The organism is Streptomyces sp. CCM_MD2014 (assembly GCF_000772045.1).
Lineage (GTDB): Bacteria > Actinomycetota > Actinomycetes > Streptomycetales > Streptomycetaceae > Streptomyces > Streptomyces salinarius.
On the sequence record NZ_CP009754.1, the window covers coordinates 5,123,783 to 5,142,234 of the forward strand.

Here is an 18,452-nt window from a genome sequence, read left to right on the forward strand (position 1 = left end):
TGAGAGGGCGCCCCCCGGTTGTTCCGGGCGGGTGCCCTTTCCCCGTCACCGGCCCCTCCTACTCCCGCGGCGGCAGCGGCGGACGCGAGCGGTCCGGTACGGCGTCGTAACCGGGCGGGGTGGCGGGCGGGTTGGTCTCCAGCAGTTCCAACGCCAGCCGGACCGCCTCGTCCAGGACCGGGTAACGGCCCTCGGCCCAGTCCAGCGGGGTGCGCAGCGCCTCGACGTCGGGGGCGACGCCGTAGTTCTCCACGGACCAGCCGTAGGCGTCGAACCAGGCCGCGTTCATCGGCACCGTGATCACCGAACCGTCGCCGAGGCGGTGCCGGCCGGTCATGCCGACCACACCGCCCCAGGTGCGCTGCCCGACCACCGGGCCGAGCCGCAGCAGCTTGAACGCGGCCGTGATCATGTCGCCGTCGGACGACGTCGCCTCGTCGGCGACCGCGACGACCGGACCGCGCGGCGCGTTGGAGGCGTACGACACCGGCTGGGCGTCCCGCGTCAGGTCCCAGCCCAGGATGGTCCGGGTCAGCTTCTCGACGACCAGCTCGCTGATGTGCCCGCCCGCGTTGCCGCGCACGTCGACGATGAGCGCGGGCCGCGACACCTCCATGCGCAGGTCGCGGTTGAACTGTGCCCAGCCGGAGCCGCCCATGTCGGGGATGTGCAGGTAGCCGCACCGCTCGCCGCTCAACTCCCGCACGACCTCGCGGCGTTTGGCCACCCAGTCCTGGTAGCGCAGGGGGCGTTCGTCGACGAGCGGTACGACGGCGACCCGGCGGGCGGGGCCCTGGCAGTCCTCGGCGGGGGAGAAGGTCAGCTCCACCGTCGTACCGCCCGCGCCCGCGAGGAGCGGGGACGGGCCGAGGACCGGGTCGACGGGGCGGCCGTCGACGTGGGTCAGGACGGCCCCGTCGCGGATGCCCGTGCCCGCCAGCGGCGAGCGGGCCCTGGAGTCCGAGGAGTCGCCCGGCAGGATGCGCTTGGCCACCCACCGCCCGTCCCGGCAGACGAAGTTGGCGCCGAGCAGGCCCTGCCAGCGCTGGTAGTGCGCCGGGCCCTCGTTGCGCCGGCCGGCGACGACGTACGCGTGCGAGGTGCCCAGCTCGCCCAGCACCTCGCGCAGGAGGTCGGCGAACTCGTCGGGGGAGGCGACCCGTTCGAGCAGCGGGCGGTACTGGTCCAGGACCGCGTCCCAGTCGATGCCGCACATCCCGGGGTCCCAGAAGTAGGCGCGGATCAGGCGGCCCGCCTCGTCGTACGCCTGGCGCCACTCGGCGGCCGGGTCGACCTCGTGCAGGATGCGGCGCAGGTCGATCCAGGTGGTCGAGTCGCCGTCGCCCGCCTCGTTCGCCGGTACGGCGCGCAGTTCGCCCTCGTCGAGCACGACCAGGCGGCTGCCGTCACCGCTGACCCGGAACCAGTCGAGGTGGTCGACCAGTTCGGACTTCTTCGCCTTGGCGAGGTTGAAGTGCTCCAGTGTCGGCCGCTCGCTCGGGTCGGCCGGGTTGGCGAAGGTCTCGCCGAGCGCGCCCGAGATCGGCCAGCGCAGCCAGACCAGGCCGCCGCCGGCGACCGGCTCGAGGGCCGAGTACTTGGATGCGCTGACCGGGAACGGCGTCACCCGGCTCTCCAGACCCTCCACCTCGACGGTCACCGCGCCGCCCTCGCCGGGCTCGTCCTCCAGGGGGTCCAGGCCCCCGGCGGCCGGGCGGCCCTCGGGGTTGAGGGCGAAGGGGGAGGGGGTCGCGGAGGACAGCGGCACCAGGTAGGGGCGGCAGCCCAGCGGGAAGGACAAGTCGCCGGTGTGCACGTCGTACACCGGGTCGAAGCCGCGCCAGGACAGGAAGGCGAGGTAGCGGCCGTCCCGGGTGAACACCGGGTTCTCGTCCTCGAAGCGGCCGTTGGTGACGTCGACGACCAGGGGGCCCTCCGGGCCGTCGATCCGGGCCATCTTGATCTGCCGCAGGGTGCGTCCGATGCCCGGGTGCGACCAGGTGAGCCAGGCACCGTCGGGGGAGAAGGCGAGGTCGCGCACGGGGCCGTTGACGGAGCGGATCAGCTCGGTGACCTGGCCTCCGGCGGTCGCGGGGGTGCCCGGGGCACCCGGCCTCACGGCGCCCCCGGCGTCGGTGTCCTCGGTGGGGGCGCCCGGGGTGGTGTCCGCCCGGTCTGCCGTCCCCGCCGCGTCCTCGCCCCCCGCGTCCACCGGGGACCCGGCGTCCACCGCGTCCACCGCGTCCACCGCGTCCAGCGTCAGCGCGACCTCCGCGTCCGGTTCGCCGACGTCGAGGATCAGCAGCCGTCCGTCGTGCGAGGCGACGGCGAGGCGCTCGCCCGCGGGGTCCGAGACCAGCTCCAGGACCCGGCCGAGGCGTCCGGAGGCCAGCCGCCGGGCCGCGCGGCCGCCGGTCGCCCGGGGCAGGTAGGAGATCTCGACGGCGTCCTCGCCCTCCGCGTCCGTCACGTACGCGATCCGCCCGCTGTCCCCGAGCATCTCCGGCAGCCGCACCCGCACCCCCGGGGTGTCGGCGAGGGTGCGGGCCGGGCCGTCGCGGTGGGTGAGCCAGTACAGGCTGCCGCGCACGACGACCGCGCTCGCCCGCCCCGTCTCGTCGACGGAGACGCCGCCCACGTGCTGTGCGGCGGGCACCTGATACGTACGCCGCCCCGCACGCGGACCGCTCAGCCGTACGTCGAGGCGGCGCGGCACCGAGCCCGGCGCGAGGTCGTCCACGATCCACAGGTCGCCCGCGCACTGGTACACGACCCGCGTGCCGTCGCTCGCGGCGTTGCGGGCGTAGAACGCGTCGTGGTCGGTGTGGCGGCGCAGGCCGGTGCCGTCGGGCGCGCAGGAGTAGAGGTTGCCGACGCCCTCGTGGTCGGACAGGAAGGCGATCCGGCCGCCGACGAACATGGGGGCGGCGAGGTGCCCGCCGAGGTCGGGCAGGAGCCGCTCGCCGTGCAGCCACAGCCGGCCCGTGGCGCCGCCCCGGTAGCGCTTCCAGGCGGCCGGCTCGTGGGGCGGGGTGCCGGTCAGGAGCAGCGTCTTGCGCTCGCCGTCGAGGTCGGCGGCCTGGATGTCGGAGACCGGCCCCCAGGGCAGCTTGCGGCCGGGGTCGCCGTCGGGGGTGACCTTGTAGGCCCAGGTGAGGTGCGAGAAGGGCTCGCCGTGGGAGGCGACGGCGAGGACGGCGGTGGTGCCGTCGGGATCGGGCGGCGACCAGCCGCAGACCCGGGTGTCGAAGCCGCCCCAGTGGGTGAGCTGCCGTCCGGGGCCGCCGTCCACCGGCACGAGGTGGACCTCGGGCACGAGACTGCGCCAGCTGGTGTACGCGATGTGGCGGCCGTCGGGGGAGAAGCGAGGGGGGCCGGCCTTGGTGCGGTCGACGGTGAGCCGCCAGGCCCGGCCCGGACCGTCGAGGGACGCGAGCCAGAGGTCGTCCTCGGCCACGAAGCACAGCTGGTCGCCACTGAGGTGCGGAAGGCGCAGATAACTCACCCGCCCCATGCTTTTCCGGGTGACGGGTACCGGCAACTCGTACGGTGCGCTTACGCGGTGCCGACAACCGTGACCCAGAACACGAACGAAACCGTTTCGTTTCGCTATGCGGTGGGGTACATTCGTTTTGTACGAAACGGTGTCGTTCTCGAAGGACGCCGACCGGAAGCGGAACGGAACGGAGAGGAGTGGGCGAGATGGCCGAGGCCGCCACCGCGCGCCGCAGCCGGATCACTCCCGAGCGCGAGGCCGAGCTGTACGAGGCCGTGCTCGACCTGCTCCGCGAAGTCGGGTACGACGCCCTCACCATGGACGCCGTGGCCGCCCGCACCCGGTCCAGCAAGGCGACGCTCTACCGCCAGTGGGGCGGCAAGCCGGAGCTGGTCGTCAAGGCCATGCGGCACAACAAGCCGGGCAAGATCGGCGACGTCGACACCGGCTCGCTCCGCGGCGACCTGCACGCCCTCATGGCGCGCGAGGACGACTGCACCATGGAGCAGAACTCCGCGCTGATGCGGGGCGTCGCCATGGCGCTGCACCAGAACCCGGACCTTCGTCAGGCCTTCCGGGAACAGCTCATCGAACCGGAGATGGCGGAGTTCCAGCGCGTGCTGCAACGCGCCGTCGACCGCGGTGAGATCAGACCGGACTGTCCGGCGCTGGACTTCCTCGTCCACATGATGGTCGGCGGGTTCGCCACCCGCACGCTGCTGGACGACCAGCCGCCGACCCGGGCGTTCCTCGCCTCCTACATCGACGCCGTGATCCTCCCCGCCCTCGGCGTCTCCACCCGCTGACATCCCCACGCACTGTCTGAACCCCACCTGAGCCCCACCTGACGTAACCGCTCACGTCGTCGGGCTGATAACCCCTGCCCTGAAGACCCACGACCTGACCGGGAGTACGCCCCCGTGGCCACGTTCCTCTACAAACTCGGCCGGCTCGCCTTCCGCCGACGGCATTTCGTCGCCCTGATCTGGGTGGCCCTGCTGACGCTCGCCGGCGTCGGCGCCGCCAGCGCCCCGCCCGCCGGCAACTCCTCCTTCTCCATCCCCGGAACGGAGGCCCAGAAGGCCTTCGACCTGCTGGAACAGCGCTTCCCCGGTGCGAGCGCCGACGGGGCGACCGCACGGGTCGTCTTCAAGGCGCCCTCCGGCGAGAAGATGACGGACGCCGGCAACAAGGCGACCGTGCAGAAGACCGTCGACGAGCTCACGGACGGCTCCGAGGTCGCCTCGGTCGCCGACCCCTACACGGGCAACGCCGTCAGCAAGGACGGCACCATCGCCTACGCCTCGGTGAAGTACGACGTCTCCGGCATGGAGCTGGAGGAGTCCACCAAGGACGCCCTGGAGGACGCCGCCCAGCAGGCGCGCGACGCCGGGCTGACCGTCGAGGTCGGCGGTGACGCGCTCCAGGCCGTCCCGGAGACCGGCGCCACCGAGGTCATCGGCATCGCGGTCGCCGCCGTCGTGCTGGTCATCACCTTCGGCTCCCTGGTCGCGGCCGGGCTGCCCCTGCTCACCGCCCTGATCGGCGTCGGCATCGGCGTCTCCTCGATCACCGCGCTCGCCAGCGCGCTCGAACTGGGCTCGACCACCTCGATCCTGGCCATGATGATCGGCCTCGCGGTCGGCATCGACTACGCCCTGTTCATCGTCTCCCGCTACCGCGCCGAACTCGCCGAGGGGCGTGAGCGCGAGGAGGCCGCCGGACGGGCGGTCGGCACCGCGGGCTCCGCGGTCGTCTTCGCCGGCCTCACGGTCGTCATCGCCCTGGTGGGGCTCGCGGTCGTCAACATCCCGATGCTCACCAAGATGGGCGTCGCGGCGGCCGGCACCGTCGCCATCGCGGTCCTGATCGCCCTGACGATGATCCCCGCGCTGCTCGGCTACGCCGGCCGCAGGGTCAAGCCGGCGGGCGCGAAGGGCAGGCTGCTCGGCCGCTCCCGCAAGAGCGAGCCGGAGCGGGAAGAGGCGGGCGGTCAGCCGAAGGCCAACCTGGGCACCCGCTGGGCGAGCTTCGTCGTCCGCCGGCCCCTCGCCGTCCTCCTGCTGGGCGTCATCGGCCTCGGTGCCGCGGCGGTGCCCGCCGCCTCCCTGGAACTGGGCCTGCCCGACGACGGCTCCCAGCCGACGTCCACCACCCAGCGCCGCGCCTACGACCTGCTCTCCGAGGGCTTCGGCCCCGGCTTCAACGGTCCCCTGATGGTCGTCGTGGACGCGAAGGGCAGCAACGCGCCCAAGGACGCCTTCGACGACGTCGCGGGTGAGATCAAGGGCCTCGACGGCGTCGTGGCGGTGACCCCGCCCGCGCCCAACAAGGGCGGCGACACCGCGACGATCACCGTGGTCCCGGACTCCAAGCCGTCCTCCGTGCAGACCGAGGACCTCGTCCACGCCATCCGCGACGCGGGCGGCGACGTGGAGGCGAAGACCGGTGCCGAGACCCTGGTCACCGGCTCGACGGCGATGAACATCGACGTCAGCGAGAAGCTCAACGACGCGCTGGTGCCGTATCTGGTCCTGGTCGTCGGCCTGGCCTTCCTCCTCCTCATCGTGGTCTTCCGCTCGATCCTGGTCCCGCTGAAGGCGGCCCTCGGCTTCCTGCTCTCCGTCATGGCGGCGCTCGGCGCGGTCGTCGCGGTCTTCCAGTGGGGCTGGCTGTCCGGCCTGATGGGCGTCGAGGAGACCGGCCCGGTCATGTCGATGATGCCGATCTTCATGGTCGGCGTGGTCTTCGGCCTGGCCATGGACTACGAGGTCTTCCTGGTCACCCGCATGCGGGAGGCGTTCGTCCACGGCGAGAAGCCGAACCAGGCGGTCGTCACCGGCTTCAAGCACGGCGCACGGGTCGTCACCGCCGCCGCGGTGATCATGATGGCGGTCTTCGCGGGCTTCATCGGATCCAGCGAGTCCATGGTCAAGATGATCGGCTTCGGCCTCGCGATCGCCGTCTTCTTCGACGCGTTCGTCGTCCGCATGGCCATCGTCCCGGCGGTCCTCGCGCTGCTCGGCAAGAAGGCCTGGTGGCTGCCGAAGTGGCTGGACCGCGCACTGCCCAACGTGGACGTCGAGGGCGAGGGCCTGCGCACGGCCGGCGAGCGGGGCTCCGACCCCGACGAGGACCGGGAGCTGGTACGCGCCTGACCCGCCGCCTCTGAAAGGGGAACGGCGACAGACCAGCCGGTGAGGGCTTCCGTGGGGACGGGGCCGCCCTCACCGGCTTCCCCCGTTCAGGAGCCCGCGACCGGCTCCGTAACCGGGTCGCCCGCGCGCCGCGTGCACCGTTACGGTGCCCACCATGACGACCACCGACGACACCCCCGAGGCCTCCGCCGCCCACCCCCGCTTCGCCGCCGCCCTGCGCGACCTCGGCCTCGGCGACCTGGCCGCACGGGCGAGGCGCTTCCCGGAAGCCACCCGCACCGCCACCGAGGCCGCCGCCGCGATCGGGTGCGAGCTGAGCCAGATCTGCAAGTCGCTCATCTTCGCCGCGGACGGCGAGCCCGTCCTGGTCCTCATGGACGGCGCCTCCCGCGTCGACCTGGACCGGGTCCGCGAGGAACTCGGCGCCGAGAAGGTCACGCGGGCCAAGGCCGACGTCGTACGGGAGACGACCGGGTACGCGATCGGCGGGGTGCCGCCCTTCGGGCACCGGACCGGGACCCGGGTGCTGGCGGACCGGTCCCTGCTCGCCCACGACCTCGTCTGGGCGGCCGCCGGGACCCCGTACGCCGTCTTCCCGATGGAGCCCAAGGAGCTCGTCGCCACCGCCGGTGCCACCCTCGTGGACGTGCGCGAGCGCTCGGCGTGACCCCACTGGTCACCGTCGCCGTGCTGCTCGCGGCGGTCACCCACGCCGGCTGGAACGCCATCGCCCACCGGATCACCGACAAGCTCACCGGCTTCGCGCTGATCTCCGGCGGCGGGATGCTCATCGGGCTCGCGATGCTGCCGTTCACCGCGTTTCCGGCGGCCGGGGCGTGGCCGTACCTGCTGGTCTCCGCCGCCGTCCACATCGCCTACTACGCCCTGCTGATGCGCTCCTTCCGGCTGGGCGACTTCGGGCAGGCCTACCCGATCGCCCGCGGCAGCGCGCCGCTCCTTGTCACCGTCCTCGCCGCCGTCTTCGCCCACGAGGTGCCGGACGGCTGGGCCGCCGCGGGCGTCCTGGTCTCCTGCGCGGGGCTGACCGGCGTCGCCCTGTGGGGGCTGCGCGGACGCCGGCCCGACTGGGCGGCCATCGGCGCGGCCCTGGCGACCGGCGTGACCATCGCGGCGTACACGGTCGTCGACGGCCTCGGCGTACGCGCCTCCGGGACCTCCCTCGGGTACATCGCCTGGCTGATGACGGTGCAGGGGACGGTCCTGCCGGCCTACTTCCTGTACCGGCACCGCGCCGGAGCCCGGGCGCTGCTCCGGCCGCACGCCCGTCTCGGACTGCTCGGCGCGGCGATGTCCGTCGCCGCCTACGCCCTGGTCCTGTGGGCGCAGACCCGCGCCGCACTCGCGCCCATCGCCGCCCTGCGCGAGTCGTCCATCCTGGTCGGCGCCGCCATAGGGGCCGTCTTCTTCAAGGAGCGGTTCGGCGCGCCCCGGATCGCGGCGGCGGGCCTCCTCGTCGTCGGGATCGGGCTGATGCTGCACACCGGATAGCCGGAGCGGCCGGAACAGCCGGAGTGGTGCGGACCGCCGGGGGGAGGCGCACCCTGGAAGGAGATGTTCCGGAGGTGATCGTCATGATGCACACCACAGTCGGATGGCACGTCGACATGGAGTTCATGGAGGACGACCAGCACACGCGGGCGGTCGCGATGGTGCGGCTCCCCGACGGCACCGAGGTCCGCGCGCACGGCCACGCCAGCCGCCACCGGGCCGACTCCCGGCAGCCACGGGTCGGCGAGGAGGTCGCGGGGGCACGCGCGTTGAACGAACTGGCGATGCAACTGCTCACCAAGGCGCACGACGAGATCGACGCGGCGTCGGGGCGGACCTCACACCCGATCCACGTCTGAGCCGGACCGGACCTGGGACGCGTCCTGGCCGAGCGACGCGCGTACCGCCCGTACCAGCGCCTGCGCCCGCGGGTCCGCCGTCACCGTCTTGCGGAAGCCGTTGGTGACGTAGCCCAGGGCGATGCCGGCCTCCGGGTCGGCGAAGCCGAGGGAGCCGCCGCGGCCCGGGTGGCCGAAGGAGCCGGGGGACAGGAACGGGGACGCGCTGCCGTGCAGCATGTAGCCGAGGCCGAACCGGGTGCCCACGACCAGGATCCGGTCCGGACCGGCGGACTCCTCGGCCCGGGCCAGCTCCGTCGTCGCCGGGTCGAACAGCCGCACGCTCCGCGTCACGCCGTCGACCTCGCCGATCAGCGCCGCGTAGAAGCGGGCCAGACCGTCGGCCGTGGCGATGCCGTTGGCGGCCGGGAGGGCGGCGGCGCGGTACACGGGGTCGTTCTGGTCGGGGAACGGGGTGATCGCCGCGAAGGCGCGCCGGGTGAGGGAGTCGGGGTTCCCGTAGGCCTCGGTGACCGCGCGCTTGGGGCGCAGTCGCGGGCCGTTCCCCGACGGCTCGGGCTCGTCGAGGCGCTCGACCCGCCCGGCCCGGCCCGCCTCCTCCTCCGCCTCCGGCAGCCCCACCCACAGGTCCAGGCCCAGCGGCCGGGCGATCTCGTCCGCGATCCACTGTCCGGCGCCCCGCCCGCCCGTCACCCGGCGGACCAGCTCGTCGAGCAGCCAGCCGTACGTCAGCGCGTGGTAGCCGTGGTCGGTGCCCGGCTCCCAGACGGGCGCCTGGGCGGCGACGGCCGCGGGGCCCCGCAGCGGGTCGAGGGCCTCCTCGGGGGTGAGCGGACGGTCCAGGACCGGCAGCCCGGCCCGGTGGTTCAGCACGTGCCGGACCAGCACCCGTTCCTTGCCGTGCGCCTTGAACTCCGGCCAGTACTCGCCCACCGGCGCGTCCAGGTCCAGCTCCCCGCGCCGGTGCAGCAGCAGCGGTACGGCGGCGGCGACGCCCTTGGTCGCCGAACGGACCACCTGGGCGGTGCCCCGGCGCCACGGCTCGGTGCCGTCGACGTCCTTCGTGCCGCCCCACAGGTCGACGACCTTGCGCCCGTCCCGGTAGACGGCGACGGCCGCGCCCCGCTCGCCGAGCGCGGTGAAGTTCCGCACGAACGCGTCCCTCACCGGCTCGAAGCCCTCGGCCACCGTGCCGTGCACGTCCGCGTCCGTGTCCACTTCGCTACGTCCCTTCCGGCCACTCGTGACAGTCGATGCAACCGCCACGGACCGTCCGCCATTCCTCACCCGCCGGTCGCCACCGACCGCGGGTCGAAACCGAAGGGCAGCTCCAGACGGTGGGCGCGCATCAGCGCGTCGTCCGACAGCAGCTCCGCCGTCGGACCGTCGGCGGCGATCACGCCGTCGCTGAGGATCAGGGCGCGGGGGCACAGCTCGAGGGCGTAGGGCAGGTCGTGGGTGACCATCAGGACCGTGACGTCCAGGGAGCGCAGGATGTCGGCGAGTTCACGGCGGGAGGCCGGGTCGAGGTTGGAGGAGGGCTCGTCCAGGACCAGGATCTCCGGCTCCATGGCGAGCACGGTCGCCACCGCCACCCGGCGCCGCTGGCCGAAGGAGAGGTGGTGCGGCGGCCGGTCCTTGAACTCCGCCATGCCGACCAGCGCGAGCGCCCGGTCGACGCGGGCCTCCAGCTCCGCCCCCTTCACGCCGGCCGCCGCCGGTCCGAACGCCACGTCCTCGCGCACGGTCGGCATGAAAAGCTGGTCGTCCGGGTCCTGGAAGACGATCCCGACCCGGCGCCGGATCTCCGCCATGTTCCGCTTGTCGACCGGCAGCCCGGCGACCGTGACCGTGCCGGTGCCGCCGGTCAGGATGCCGTTGAGGTGGAGGACGAGGGTCGTCTTGCCCGCGCCGTTGGGCCCGAGCAGCGCGACCCGCTCGCCGCGCGCGACGGAGAAGTCCACGCCGAACAGGGCCTGGTGCCCGTCGGGGTAGGCGAAGGCGAGGCCGGAGACGTCGAGGGAGGCGGGCGCGCCGGTCACGGGGGCTGCCTCGGGGCCCGTCACGGGGTCTGTCACTGGGTCGGTCACAGGGTCCATCCCAGCAGACACACCACGAGCGCCGCACACGGGAGGGCCAGCGCGTACGACCACTGCGCCCGGTCCGCGGTCACCTCGTCGATGACCGGCATCGAACCGGCGTACCCGCGGCTGACCATGGCCAGGTGGACGCGTTCGCCGCGCTCGTAGGAGCGGATGAACAGCGCCCCCGCGGACTTGGCGAGCACGCCCCAGTGCCGTACGCCCCTCGCCTCGAAGCCCCGGGACTCCCGGGCGATCCGCATCCGCCGCATCTCGTCCGCGATCACGTCGCCGTACCGGATCATGAACGACGCGATCTGCACCAGCAGCGGGGGCAGCTTCAGCCGCTGCAGGCCGAGGAGGAGCTCGCGCAGCTCGGTCGTGGAGGCGAGGATCACCGAGGCGGCGACGCCCAGGGTGCCCTTGGCGAGGACGTTCCAGGCGCCCCACAGGCCGTTGACGCTTAGGGACAGGCCGAGCACGTCGACCCGCTCGCCCTCGGCCACGAACGGCATGAGCACCGCGAACGCCACGAACGGCACCTCGATCAGCAGCCGCTTGAGCAGGAAGCCGGGCGGTACGCGGGCCGCGTACGCCACCGCCGCGAGCAGCAGCGCGTAGACGCCGAACGCCCACATCGCCTCGCGCGGCGTCGACACCACGACGACCACGAAGGCGAAGGCGGCGGCGAGCTTGGTGTGCGGCGGCAGACCGTGCACGGGGGAGTGGCCGTGCCGGTAGAGCCGGTGCGCGTGCCCCGCACCCACGTCAGACGGTCGTCTCGGTGCTGGCCGGGGAGGCGTCGTCGCTGCGGCGCCTGCGCACCGCCCAGAACACGGCGCTGCCCGCGACGACGGTGACGCCGACGCCGATCACGCCCGCGAGGCCGCCGGAGATGCGGGCGTCGGAGATGTCCTTGACGCCGTAGTCGGCGAGCGGGGAGTCGGCGGCCGCGTGGTCCTCGGCCTTCTCGTCGATGCCCTTGTCGGCGGCGACCTTCTCCAGGCCGTCCGGGTTGGCGGAGGCGTAGAAGCTGACGAAGCCGGCGAGGACCAGGGAGGCGACGAGGCCGGTGATCCACACCTTGCGGTGCGAGCGGGCGGCGACCGGGGCGGGCTGCGGGCCCGAGGCGCCGGGGGCGTCGACCAGTTCGCCGTTCACCCGCAGCTTGAGCCGCTGTCGCAGCCCGCGCGCCCCGTACACCAGGTCCGGGCGTACGGCGATGACGGCGCCGACGGTCAGCGCGGTGATCACGGCCTCGCCGATGCCGATCAGCACGTGGACGCCGATCATCGCGGTGGCGACCTTGCCGATGGCGACGTCCGTGGTGCCGCCGATCCAGTACAGGACCGTGAAGGCGAGGGCGGCGGCCGGGACGGAGACGAGCGCGGCGACGAAGGAGGCGACGGTGACCGAGCGCCGGGAGCGCGGCAGGAGCTTCACCAGGCCCCGGAAGAGGGCGTAGGCGACGACCGTGGTGACGATCGCCATGTCGGTGATGTTCACGCCGAGCGCGGTCAGGCCGCCGTCGGCGAAGAGGATGCCCTGCATGAGCAGGACGACGGAGACACACAGAACTCCCGTATAGGGGCCCACGAGAATGGCGGCGAGGGCGCCGCCGAGCAGATGCCCGCTGGTCCCGGCCGCGACCGGGAAGTTCAGCATCTGCACCGCGAAGATGAACGCCGCGACCAGCCCCGCCAGCGGCGCCGTCCGCTCTCCCCCACGCTCGGCTTCGCTCGCGCGGGAGGTGCCCCCAAGCTCACGGCGCGCGCCGCGCAGGCTGACCGCGATGGCGCCCGCGGCGACGACTCCGGTCACGGCGGAGGTCGGGGCGTTGATGAATCCGTCGGGTACATGCACGGTTCGATGATAGAGACCAGTTGCAACTCGTTCGCAAGAGCGAGGTAAAGGCTGACCTCACATGTGACATTCGGCTCGTCAGGGCGTGAGCCCGGAATTATGGGACATTGGAGAGGGGTGGAACCACAGCTTCAACAACGGTGGCAGAGCGTAAGGGGCGACCCCATGTCCGTAGTCGAACAGTACGCGCGAGCCCACATCCTGACGGACGCGGACCTCCCCGACCAGGACGACGGCGGAGCGATACCCGTCGTGCTGCGCTACGACCCCGAGCTCGACCCCTCGATGGTGTGCGTCGCCCTGCCCGGCAGGGACGGCCGCGCGTCCCGCTCCCGCGAGTGGACCTTCTCCCGCGCGCTGCTGGAACAGGGCCTGCGCGCGCCGGCCGGGAGCGGTGATGTCCGGGTGTGGCCGTGCGGACGGGTGCAGGCCGTGGTCGAGTTCCACTCCCCGCAGGGCTGCTCGGTGGTCCAGTTCGAGAACAAGGCGCTCATCCGCTTCCTGCGCCGCACCCACCAGGCGGCCCCTGCCGCCCAGCCGGTGGCCCACTGAACTCCGGGCGCGTCAGCCGCCCGCCTTGAGCAGCGCCGCGACGATCGGCCCGGCCGTGTCGCCGCCGTGCCCGCCCTGCTGGACCACGCCCGCCGCGGCGAGATCGCCCCGGTACGCCGTGAACCACCCGTTGGGCTTCTCCTGCCCGTCGACCTCCGCCGACCCGGTCTTGGCGCCGACGTCACCGCTCACCCCGGCCATCGCCTCCGCCGCGGTGCCGTACGCGGCCGTGTACGACATCAGTTCGCGCAGGGCGGCGAGGGTGCCGTCCGACATCGTGCGCGAGGCGGTGGCGAGCTTCCGCCCGTCGACCGACGGCGGTACCAGGTAGGGCTGGTGGAAGCTGCCCGACTTCACGGTCGCCGACACCGACGCCATGTTCAGCGGGTTCATCCGCACGCCGCCCTGCCCGATGAGGGAGGCCGCCATCTGGGCCTTGCTCTGCACCGGCACCCGGCCGTCGAAGGTAGACACGCCGACCGACCAGTTGTTCATGGACAGGCCGAAGACCTCCTTGGCCTGCCGGGTCAGGTCGTCGTCCTTCAGCTCGGGGGCCTGGCTGATGAAGGCGGTGTTGCAGGAACGGGCGAAGCTCGCCTTGAAGGTGCCGTCCTTGATCTCGAACTTGTCGTCGTTCTGGAACTTCCAGCCGCCGTAGGTGAAGTACTTCGGGCACGGGTGCTTCTCGTTCACGGACGCCAGGTCCTTCTCGAGCAGCATCGAGGCGGTGACGACCTTCATGGTGGAACCGGGGGCGAGCGAGCCCAGGAAGGCGGTGTTGAAACCGTGCCCGCCGTTGGCGACCGCGAGGATCTCGCCGGTGGAGGCGCGCATCAGCACCACCGACGCCCCCTTCTTGCCGGCCACCTGCTGCTCGGCGGCGGCCTGGAGGGCGGGGTCGAGTGTCGTCTTCAGCGTGCCGGGCGTGCCCTTGCTCAGCTCCAGCAGCGTCTTGTCGGCGACCTCGCCGGCCCCGGACTCCTTCGCCCCCTTCCCGTCACCGGCCCCGTCCTCCTCCGCCTTGCCGCGCACCACGCGCAGTTCGACGCCCGGAGTGCCGCCCGCCTTCTTGCCGTACTTGTCGCGCAGGCCGTCCAGGACGGTGCCGAGGGACGGGTACTCGGCGGCGGTGATCTCCCCGCCGTCCCGGTCCAGCGCCTTCACCGGCGGATCACCGGCCTTGCCGGTGACCAGTTCGTCGCCGTCCCGCAGTTCGGGGTGGACGACGGAGGCGTGCCAGTCGACGCGGGGTTCGCCGTCGCCGGCCCGGCGCACGACGGTCAGCGCGCTGTCGTACGCCAGCGGTTCGGACGTCTTCTCGTAGGCGACGGTGGCCTTCACGGAGAACGGGACCTTCTCCCCGGCCGGGGTGCCCGCGGTGAAGGTGGCGTCCTTGATGTGGGCGTCCTTCGCATACCCGGCGAGCAGGGCCTTCGCGGCCTCGGCGTCGTCCGTCGCGGCGGCCGCCCCGGCCACGTCGCCCTTCTGCCAGGCGGTCAGGAACCGCTGCGCCGTCGAGGTGACCTCGGCCGCCGTCAGCGGACCCGACTTCACCTTCTCCGCGGCCGCCGCGGACTTCGTCCGTGCGGAGTCCTCGCCGCCCGCGCCGCCGCCGTACATCGCGTAGGCACCGAAGCCGGCACCGGCCACGACGACCGCGGCCACGCTGCCGATCACGGCGGGTTTCGTCCTGCGCCGCTCGGTGGCGGCCCTTCTGCTGCCCACGGTGTCCCGTTCCTCGGTGCCTGAGATGACTACGGTGTCTTCAGTGACGCCCGTGCCCTCGGTGCCGGTTGCATCCGACGACGGCGACCACAGTAGGGCCACCCATGGCCACTGGTCCGTGTCAGCCGCCGACTCGTAGCACGTCTGCGACGATCGGCCCGGCCGCGTCGCCACCGTGGCCGCCACCCTCGACCATGGCCGCCGCCGCGACGTCGTCGCGGAAGCCGGTGAACCAGGAGTCCGAGACCGCGTTCCCGTCGACCTCGGCCGACCCGGTCTTGGCGCCGATGTCGCCGTGGAGCCCCGACATGGCCTTCACGGCGGTGCCCTGGGGGGCGGTGGCGGTGAGCCGCATCATCTGCTTGAGCTGGGACGCGGTGCTCTTCGGCAGCCCCTTGGCGGTGGCCGGCTTCCGGCCGTCCAGGTCGAACGGCACCAGGTAGGGCTGGTGGAACTCGCCGGTGATGGCGGTCGCGGTGACCGAGGCCATGTTCAGCGGGTTCATCTGGACCTGGCCCTGACCGATGGCGTTGGCGGCGCGGTCCGGCCCAGGGGAGGCGGGGACGCTGCCGTCGAAGGAGACGATGCCGGTCTGCCAGTCGTCCTGCCCGAGCCCGAAGCGCTCCTGGGCCTCCTGGGTCAGCGAGGAGTCGGTGACCTCGTCGATGAGCTTGATGAAGCCGGTGTTGCAGGAGCGCATGAAGGTGTCGGCGAGGGTGGCGCCCTCGTCGGGCTTCATGCCGGTGAGGTTCTTGAAGGTCTGGCCCTGCCACATCGCCGAGTCGGTGCAGGGCGCCGGGCCGTTCATGTCGGTCACGCCGTTGTCGATGAGCATGGCGGCGGTGATGATCTTCATGGTGGAGCCGGGGGCGACCTTGCCCTGGAACGCGGCGTTGAAGCCGTCCTCACGGTTGTTCGCCACGGCCAGGACCTCGCCGGTGCTGGGCTTCACGGCGACCACGGAGGACTCGCCGTAGCGCTTCACCGCCTTCTCGGCCGCCGCCTGCACGCTCGCGCTGAGCGTGGTCCTGAGCTTGCCGGGCTGGCCCTCGGTCAGCGTCAGCAGCGGGGTGTCCGGCGCTTGCGTGGTCGTGTGCCGGACGGCCAGCTCGACGCCGGGGGTGCCGCCGGCCTTGTCGCCGTACTTCTCCCGGAGCCTGGCGAGGACCGGCCCGAGCGAGGGGTACTTCTCCTTGCTCAGCACGGTGCCGTTCCGTCCGACGGCCTCGATCTGCGGCGTCGCCGACTCCGTGGTGACGAGGGTGTCACCGTCCTTCAGCTCCGGGTGGACGACGGCCGGATCCCAGTCCACCAGCGCCCGCCCGGTGGTCTCCCCGCGCACCACGGTCAGCGTGCTCTTGTAGCTGAGCGGCTTGGTCGTCCCCTCGTACGACACCTTCGCCTTCACGGTGAACGGCACGGACGTGCCGGCCGCCGTGCCCGGCGTGATCTCTACGCCGGTGATGTGCGCGTCCTCGCCGTAGGCGGTCAGCAGGGTCCCGGCGACGGAGGCGTTGTCCGTGTACGACGCGGCGGTCGTCGCGTCGCCCTTCTCCCAGGCCGTGAAGAACTTCTCGGTGGTCTCCGCGACCTCGTCCTTGCCCGGCGGCCCGCTCTTGGTCTCCGACCCGGACGATCCGCCGCCCCCGTCCAGCGCCGACACCACGTTGTAGGCGCCGTACCCGGCACCGCCGACCATCACGGCGAACACCCCGCCTATGACGGCGACCTTGACCCCCCTGCCCATCGGCAGTCCCCTCCCCGTCGGGCCTTCCGCGCGCTTTCTTGAACGCGTTCAGAAGTAGTTGTAGGGGCACTCTATGCGCAGGGGGTGACCAGCGGTACGGCTGTTTCCGATTGGTGGCCTAAAGGAGACCCGCCACGCCCAGGGGCCGAAGGCCGCGCAACCTCCCCCGCCGACCGACTGACCGAGCCTTGCCCGGGCGGCCCCGCCCGGCTACACCCACGTGTCGAGCCACATCCGCGATCTCCACTCCTCCATCGGGATCGCCGTGCCCGTGTACAAGGGCCAGAAGTAGATGAAGTCTGCGCGAACCGGCCCTATAGAGCCCCGACCAGGACGTTTGTCTCTGGTCGGGGCCGGATCAGGCGGCCTGGGCCGTCTCTGGGCCGTGATCATGAGGATTGGCCGCCAGGAAGAGGCTGTCGACGGCCTTGCGGGTGCGCCCCTCGCTGCTTGGCATGAGGTGCGTGTACGTCCGCAGCGTGAACCCCGGATCGCTGTGACCCAAGTACTGGCTCAGGGCCCGGATGTTCTCGCCGGCGTCCAGCAGCACGGACGCATAGAAGTGCCTGAGCGCGTGCATGCCGTGCTCGGGAGCCGACGCGTACCGCGCGCCTGCCTCCCGCGCCGGGATGATGCCAGCGGCAGCAAGAGCGGGCTTCCAGTGGTGGTCGTTGAAGTTGCTCACGCGGACGTGATTGCCCTCCGGACCGCTGAAGAAGAGCCGCTTCGTCACGGGCGGGCCGTCCGGCGTCCGCCATGGAAGCGTGACGTCGATCGGCTCGAAGTCCTTCACATGGGTTCGGATCGCGGTGACGACGGCCTTGGGAAGCGGCACGTCCCGGACCTTGCCACCCTTCGGGAGAGCGAAGACGTACTTGCCGCGGATGCGCTTGAGCTGATGGCCGACGGTCAGCCAGCCGCCCTCGTAGTCGATTTCTTCGACGGCCAGGCCGAAGATCTCGCCCTGTCGCAGTCCGCACCCCGCGCCCACGTCCACGGCCGCCTGATAGCGCCGCGGGAGGGCCGCGCGTACGCCGAAGACCTGCTCTGCCGTCCACGGGATGACGCGTGGTTTGCCCGGCTTGGGGAGCTGCACCGTGCGGGCGCGGCATGGGTTCTTGCTGAGCAGCCCGTCATCCACTGCCGCGCTCAGTGCCGCCGAGACGGTGCCGACGATGATGCGTCGGTGCGACTCGGCCGGCACAGTGGCTTCCAGGGCGGCGATCCAGGCGCGGATGTGCTCAGGTTTGAACGATCCGAGAGGACGCGAGCCGATGTGGGGGTAGGCGTGCAGCCTGAGCCGACGTTCCGCGGCCTCGCGGCTGTTGATCTCGCCGGTGTGTGTTTTGACCCATCGTTCCGCGTACTGCCGGAACGTCGTCCGGGCGGCGCGCGGGTCGACGTACTGACCGCGCGACATGTCCGCTTCGATCTGTGCGAGCCACTGCTTGGCCAGGCGCAGTTCCTTGTCCCGGAAGGACTTGCTCTTCTCTGTGCCGTCCGGGCCGACGTACCGGGCGCGGTAGCGGAGTCCGGTTCCGTGACGGTCGGTCTTGACCTTGACGGGCTTGCCGCCGGGGCCGGTAACGGCCTTGAACCAGCGGTCTTGGATGTGTCCTGCCACGCGGCAGCGATCCTCTCTCAACATGCAGCAGGGAGAGCCGCTGATTCGCGGCTCTCCCTGATGTTGGGTGGTCCGGTTAGGCGGCGTCGTAGTCGGCGCTCTTGCGCTCGGTGACGTAGGCACGCACGTCAGCGGGGTCGTAGCGGACGTACTTGCCGATGCGGAAGCCGGGCGGGCCGATGCGCTTCTTGCGCCACTGGTAGACGGTTTCCTTGGGCACCTCGAAGATCTCGGCGATGTCGTCGGGTGTGAGGTACCGATCCGGCAGGCCACCCCGGAGGATGGCGCGAGGGTCGGTCTCCTCAAGGAGTCGGGGCGGCGGCACTGCGTCCTCCAGA

15 protein-coding genes are annotated in these 18,452 nt (G+C 72.2%); 6 read left to right on the forward strand and 9 right to left on the reverse strand.

From position 1 onward, the window contains the following. Positions 1 to 58: 58 nt before the first annotated feature. Positions 59 to 3,514, reverse strand: a complete 3,456-nt coding sequence (locus NI25_RS22965) for a S41 family peptidase (RefSeq protein WP_061444247.1) — start codon at positions 3,512 to 3,514, stop codon at positions 59 to 61. A gap of 188 nt (positions 3,515 to 3,702) precedes the next feature. On the opposite strand from NI25_RS22965, the gene NI25_RS22970 reads away from it, so the two are divergent. From NI25_RS22970 to NI25_RS22990, 5 genes are all read left to right on the forward strand, one after another. Next, complete coding sequence (locus tag NI25_RS22970) at positions 3,703 to 4,302, forward strand: TetR/AcrR family transcriptional regulator (RefSeq protein ID WP_061447050.1); 600 nt, start codon at positions 3,703 to 3,705, stop codon at positions 4,300 to 4,302. Between the two features lie 114 nt (positions 4,303 to 4,416). Continuing rightward, a complete protein-coding gene (locus NI25_RS22975) occupies positions 4,417 to 6,654 on the forward strand; it encodes an MMPL family transporter (RefSeq protein ID WP_061444248.1) in 2,238 nt (745 codons plus the stop codon). A gap of 154 nt (positions 6,655 to 6,808) precedes the next feature. Next, positions 6,809 to 7,321 (forward strand): YbaK/EbsC family protein, encoded by a 513-nt coding sequence (locus tag NI25_RS22980; RefSeq protein WP_061444249.1) that lies wholly within the window; start codon positions 6,809 to 6,811, stop codon positions 7,319 to 7,321. Continuing rightward, entirely contained in the window at positions 7,318 to 8,163 is an 846-nt protein-coding gene (locus tag NI25_RS22985; protein WP_061444250.1) for an EamA family transporter, read from the forward strand. The genes NI25_RS22980 and NI25_RS22985 overlap by 4 nt, the downstream gene beginning before the upstream one ends. Before the next feature lie 83 nt (positions 8,164 to 8,246). Further along, positions 8,247 to 8,522: a DUF1876 domain-containing protein gene (locus tag NI25_RS22990; protein WP_061447051.1), complete on the forward strand. Its 276-nt coding sequence runs from the start codon at positions 8,247 to 8,249 to the stop codon at positions 8,520 to 8,522. Here the strand turns inward: NI25_RS22990 and NI25_RS22995 are convergent. From NI25_RS22995 to NI25_RS23010, 4 genes are all read right to left on the reverse strand, one after another. After that, positions 8,502 to 9,740 (reverse strand): serine hydrolase domain-containing protein, encoded by a 1,239-nt coding sequence (locus NI25_RS22995; RefSeq protein ID WP_061444251.1) that lies wholly within the window; start codon positions 9,738 to 9,740, stop codon positions 8,502 to 8,504. The genes NI25_RS22990 and NI25_RS22995 overlap by 21 nt on opposite strands. Before the next feature lie 65 nt (positions 9,741 to 9,805). Next, a complete protein-coding gene (locus NI25_RS23000; protein WP_228953193.1) occupies positions 9,806 to 10,621 on the reverse strand; it encodes an energy-coupling factor ABC transporter ATP-binding protein in 816 nt (271 codons plus the stop codon). Continuing rightward, the gene (gene cbiQ / locus NI25_RS23005) at positions 10,609 to 11,370 is read right to left on the reverse strand and encodes a cobalt ECF transporter T component CbiQ (protein WP_061444253.1); all 762 of its coding nucleotides are present in this window, start codon (positions 11,368 to 11,370) and stop codon (positions 10,609 to 10,611) included. Before cbiQ ends, NI25_RS23000 begins: the two co-directional genes overlap by 13 nt. A gap of 1 nt (position 11,371) precedes the next feature. Then, the gene (locus NI25_RS23010; protein WP_061444254.1) at positions 11,372 to 12,466 is read right to left on the reverse strand and encodes an energy-coupling factor ABC transporter permease; all 1,095 of its coding nucleotides are present in this window, start codon (positions 12,464 to 12,466) and stop codon (positions 11,372 to 11,374) included. A gap of 165 nt (positions 12,467 to 12,631) precedes the next feature. Here NI25_RS23010 and NI25_RS23015 point away from each other — a divergent pair, with 165 nt between their 5' ends. Next, positions 12,632 to 13,018: an SsgA family sporulation/cell division regulator gene (locus NI25_RS23015; protein WP_061444255.1), complete on the forward strand. Its 387-nt coding sequence runs from the start codon at positions 12,632 to 12,634 to the stop codon at positions 13,016 to 13,018. 12 nt (positions 13,019 to 13,030) lie between these two features. On the opposite strand, the gene NI25_RS23020 is transcribed toward NI25_RS23015, so the two are convergent. The 4 genes from NI25_RS23020 to NI25_RS23035 all read right to left on the reverse strand — a co-directional run bounded on the left by NI25_RS23020 (position 13,031) and on the right by NI25_RS23035 (position 18,439). After that, a complete protein-coding gene (locus NI25_RS23020; RefSeq protein ID WP_078884707.1) occupies positions 13,031 to 14,743 on the reverse strand; it encodes a penicillin-binding transpeptidase domain-containing protein in 1,713 nt (570 codons plus the stop codon). 121 nt (positions 14,744 to 14,864) lie between these two features. Then, positions 14,865 to 16,490 carry a penicillin-binding transpeptidase domain-containing protein gene (locus NI25_RS23025; protein ID WP_061444257.1) on the reverse strand — a complete coding sequence of 542 codons (1,626 nt, stop codon included), beginning with the start codon at positions 16,488 to 16,490 and terminating at the stop codon, positions 14,865 to 14,867. A 358-nt stretch (positions 16,491 to 16,848) separates the two neighbouring features. Further along, positions 16,849 to 18,114, reverse strand: a complete 1,266-nt coding sequence (locus NI25_RS23030) for a tyrosine-type recombinase/integrase (RefSeq protein ID WP_061444258.1) — start codon at positions 18,112 to 18,114, stop codon at positions 16,849 to 16,851. A 76-nt stretch (positions 18,115 to 18,190) separates the two neighbouring features. Beyond that, positions 18,191 to 18,439, reverse strand: a complete 249-nt coding sequence (locus NI25_RS23035) for a helix-turn-helix domain-containing protein (protein ID WP_061444259.1) — start codon at positions 18,437 to 18,439, stop codon at positions 18,191 to 18,193. Between the last annotated feature and the right edge of the window lie 13 nt (positions 18,440 to 18,452).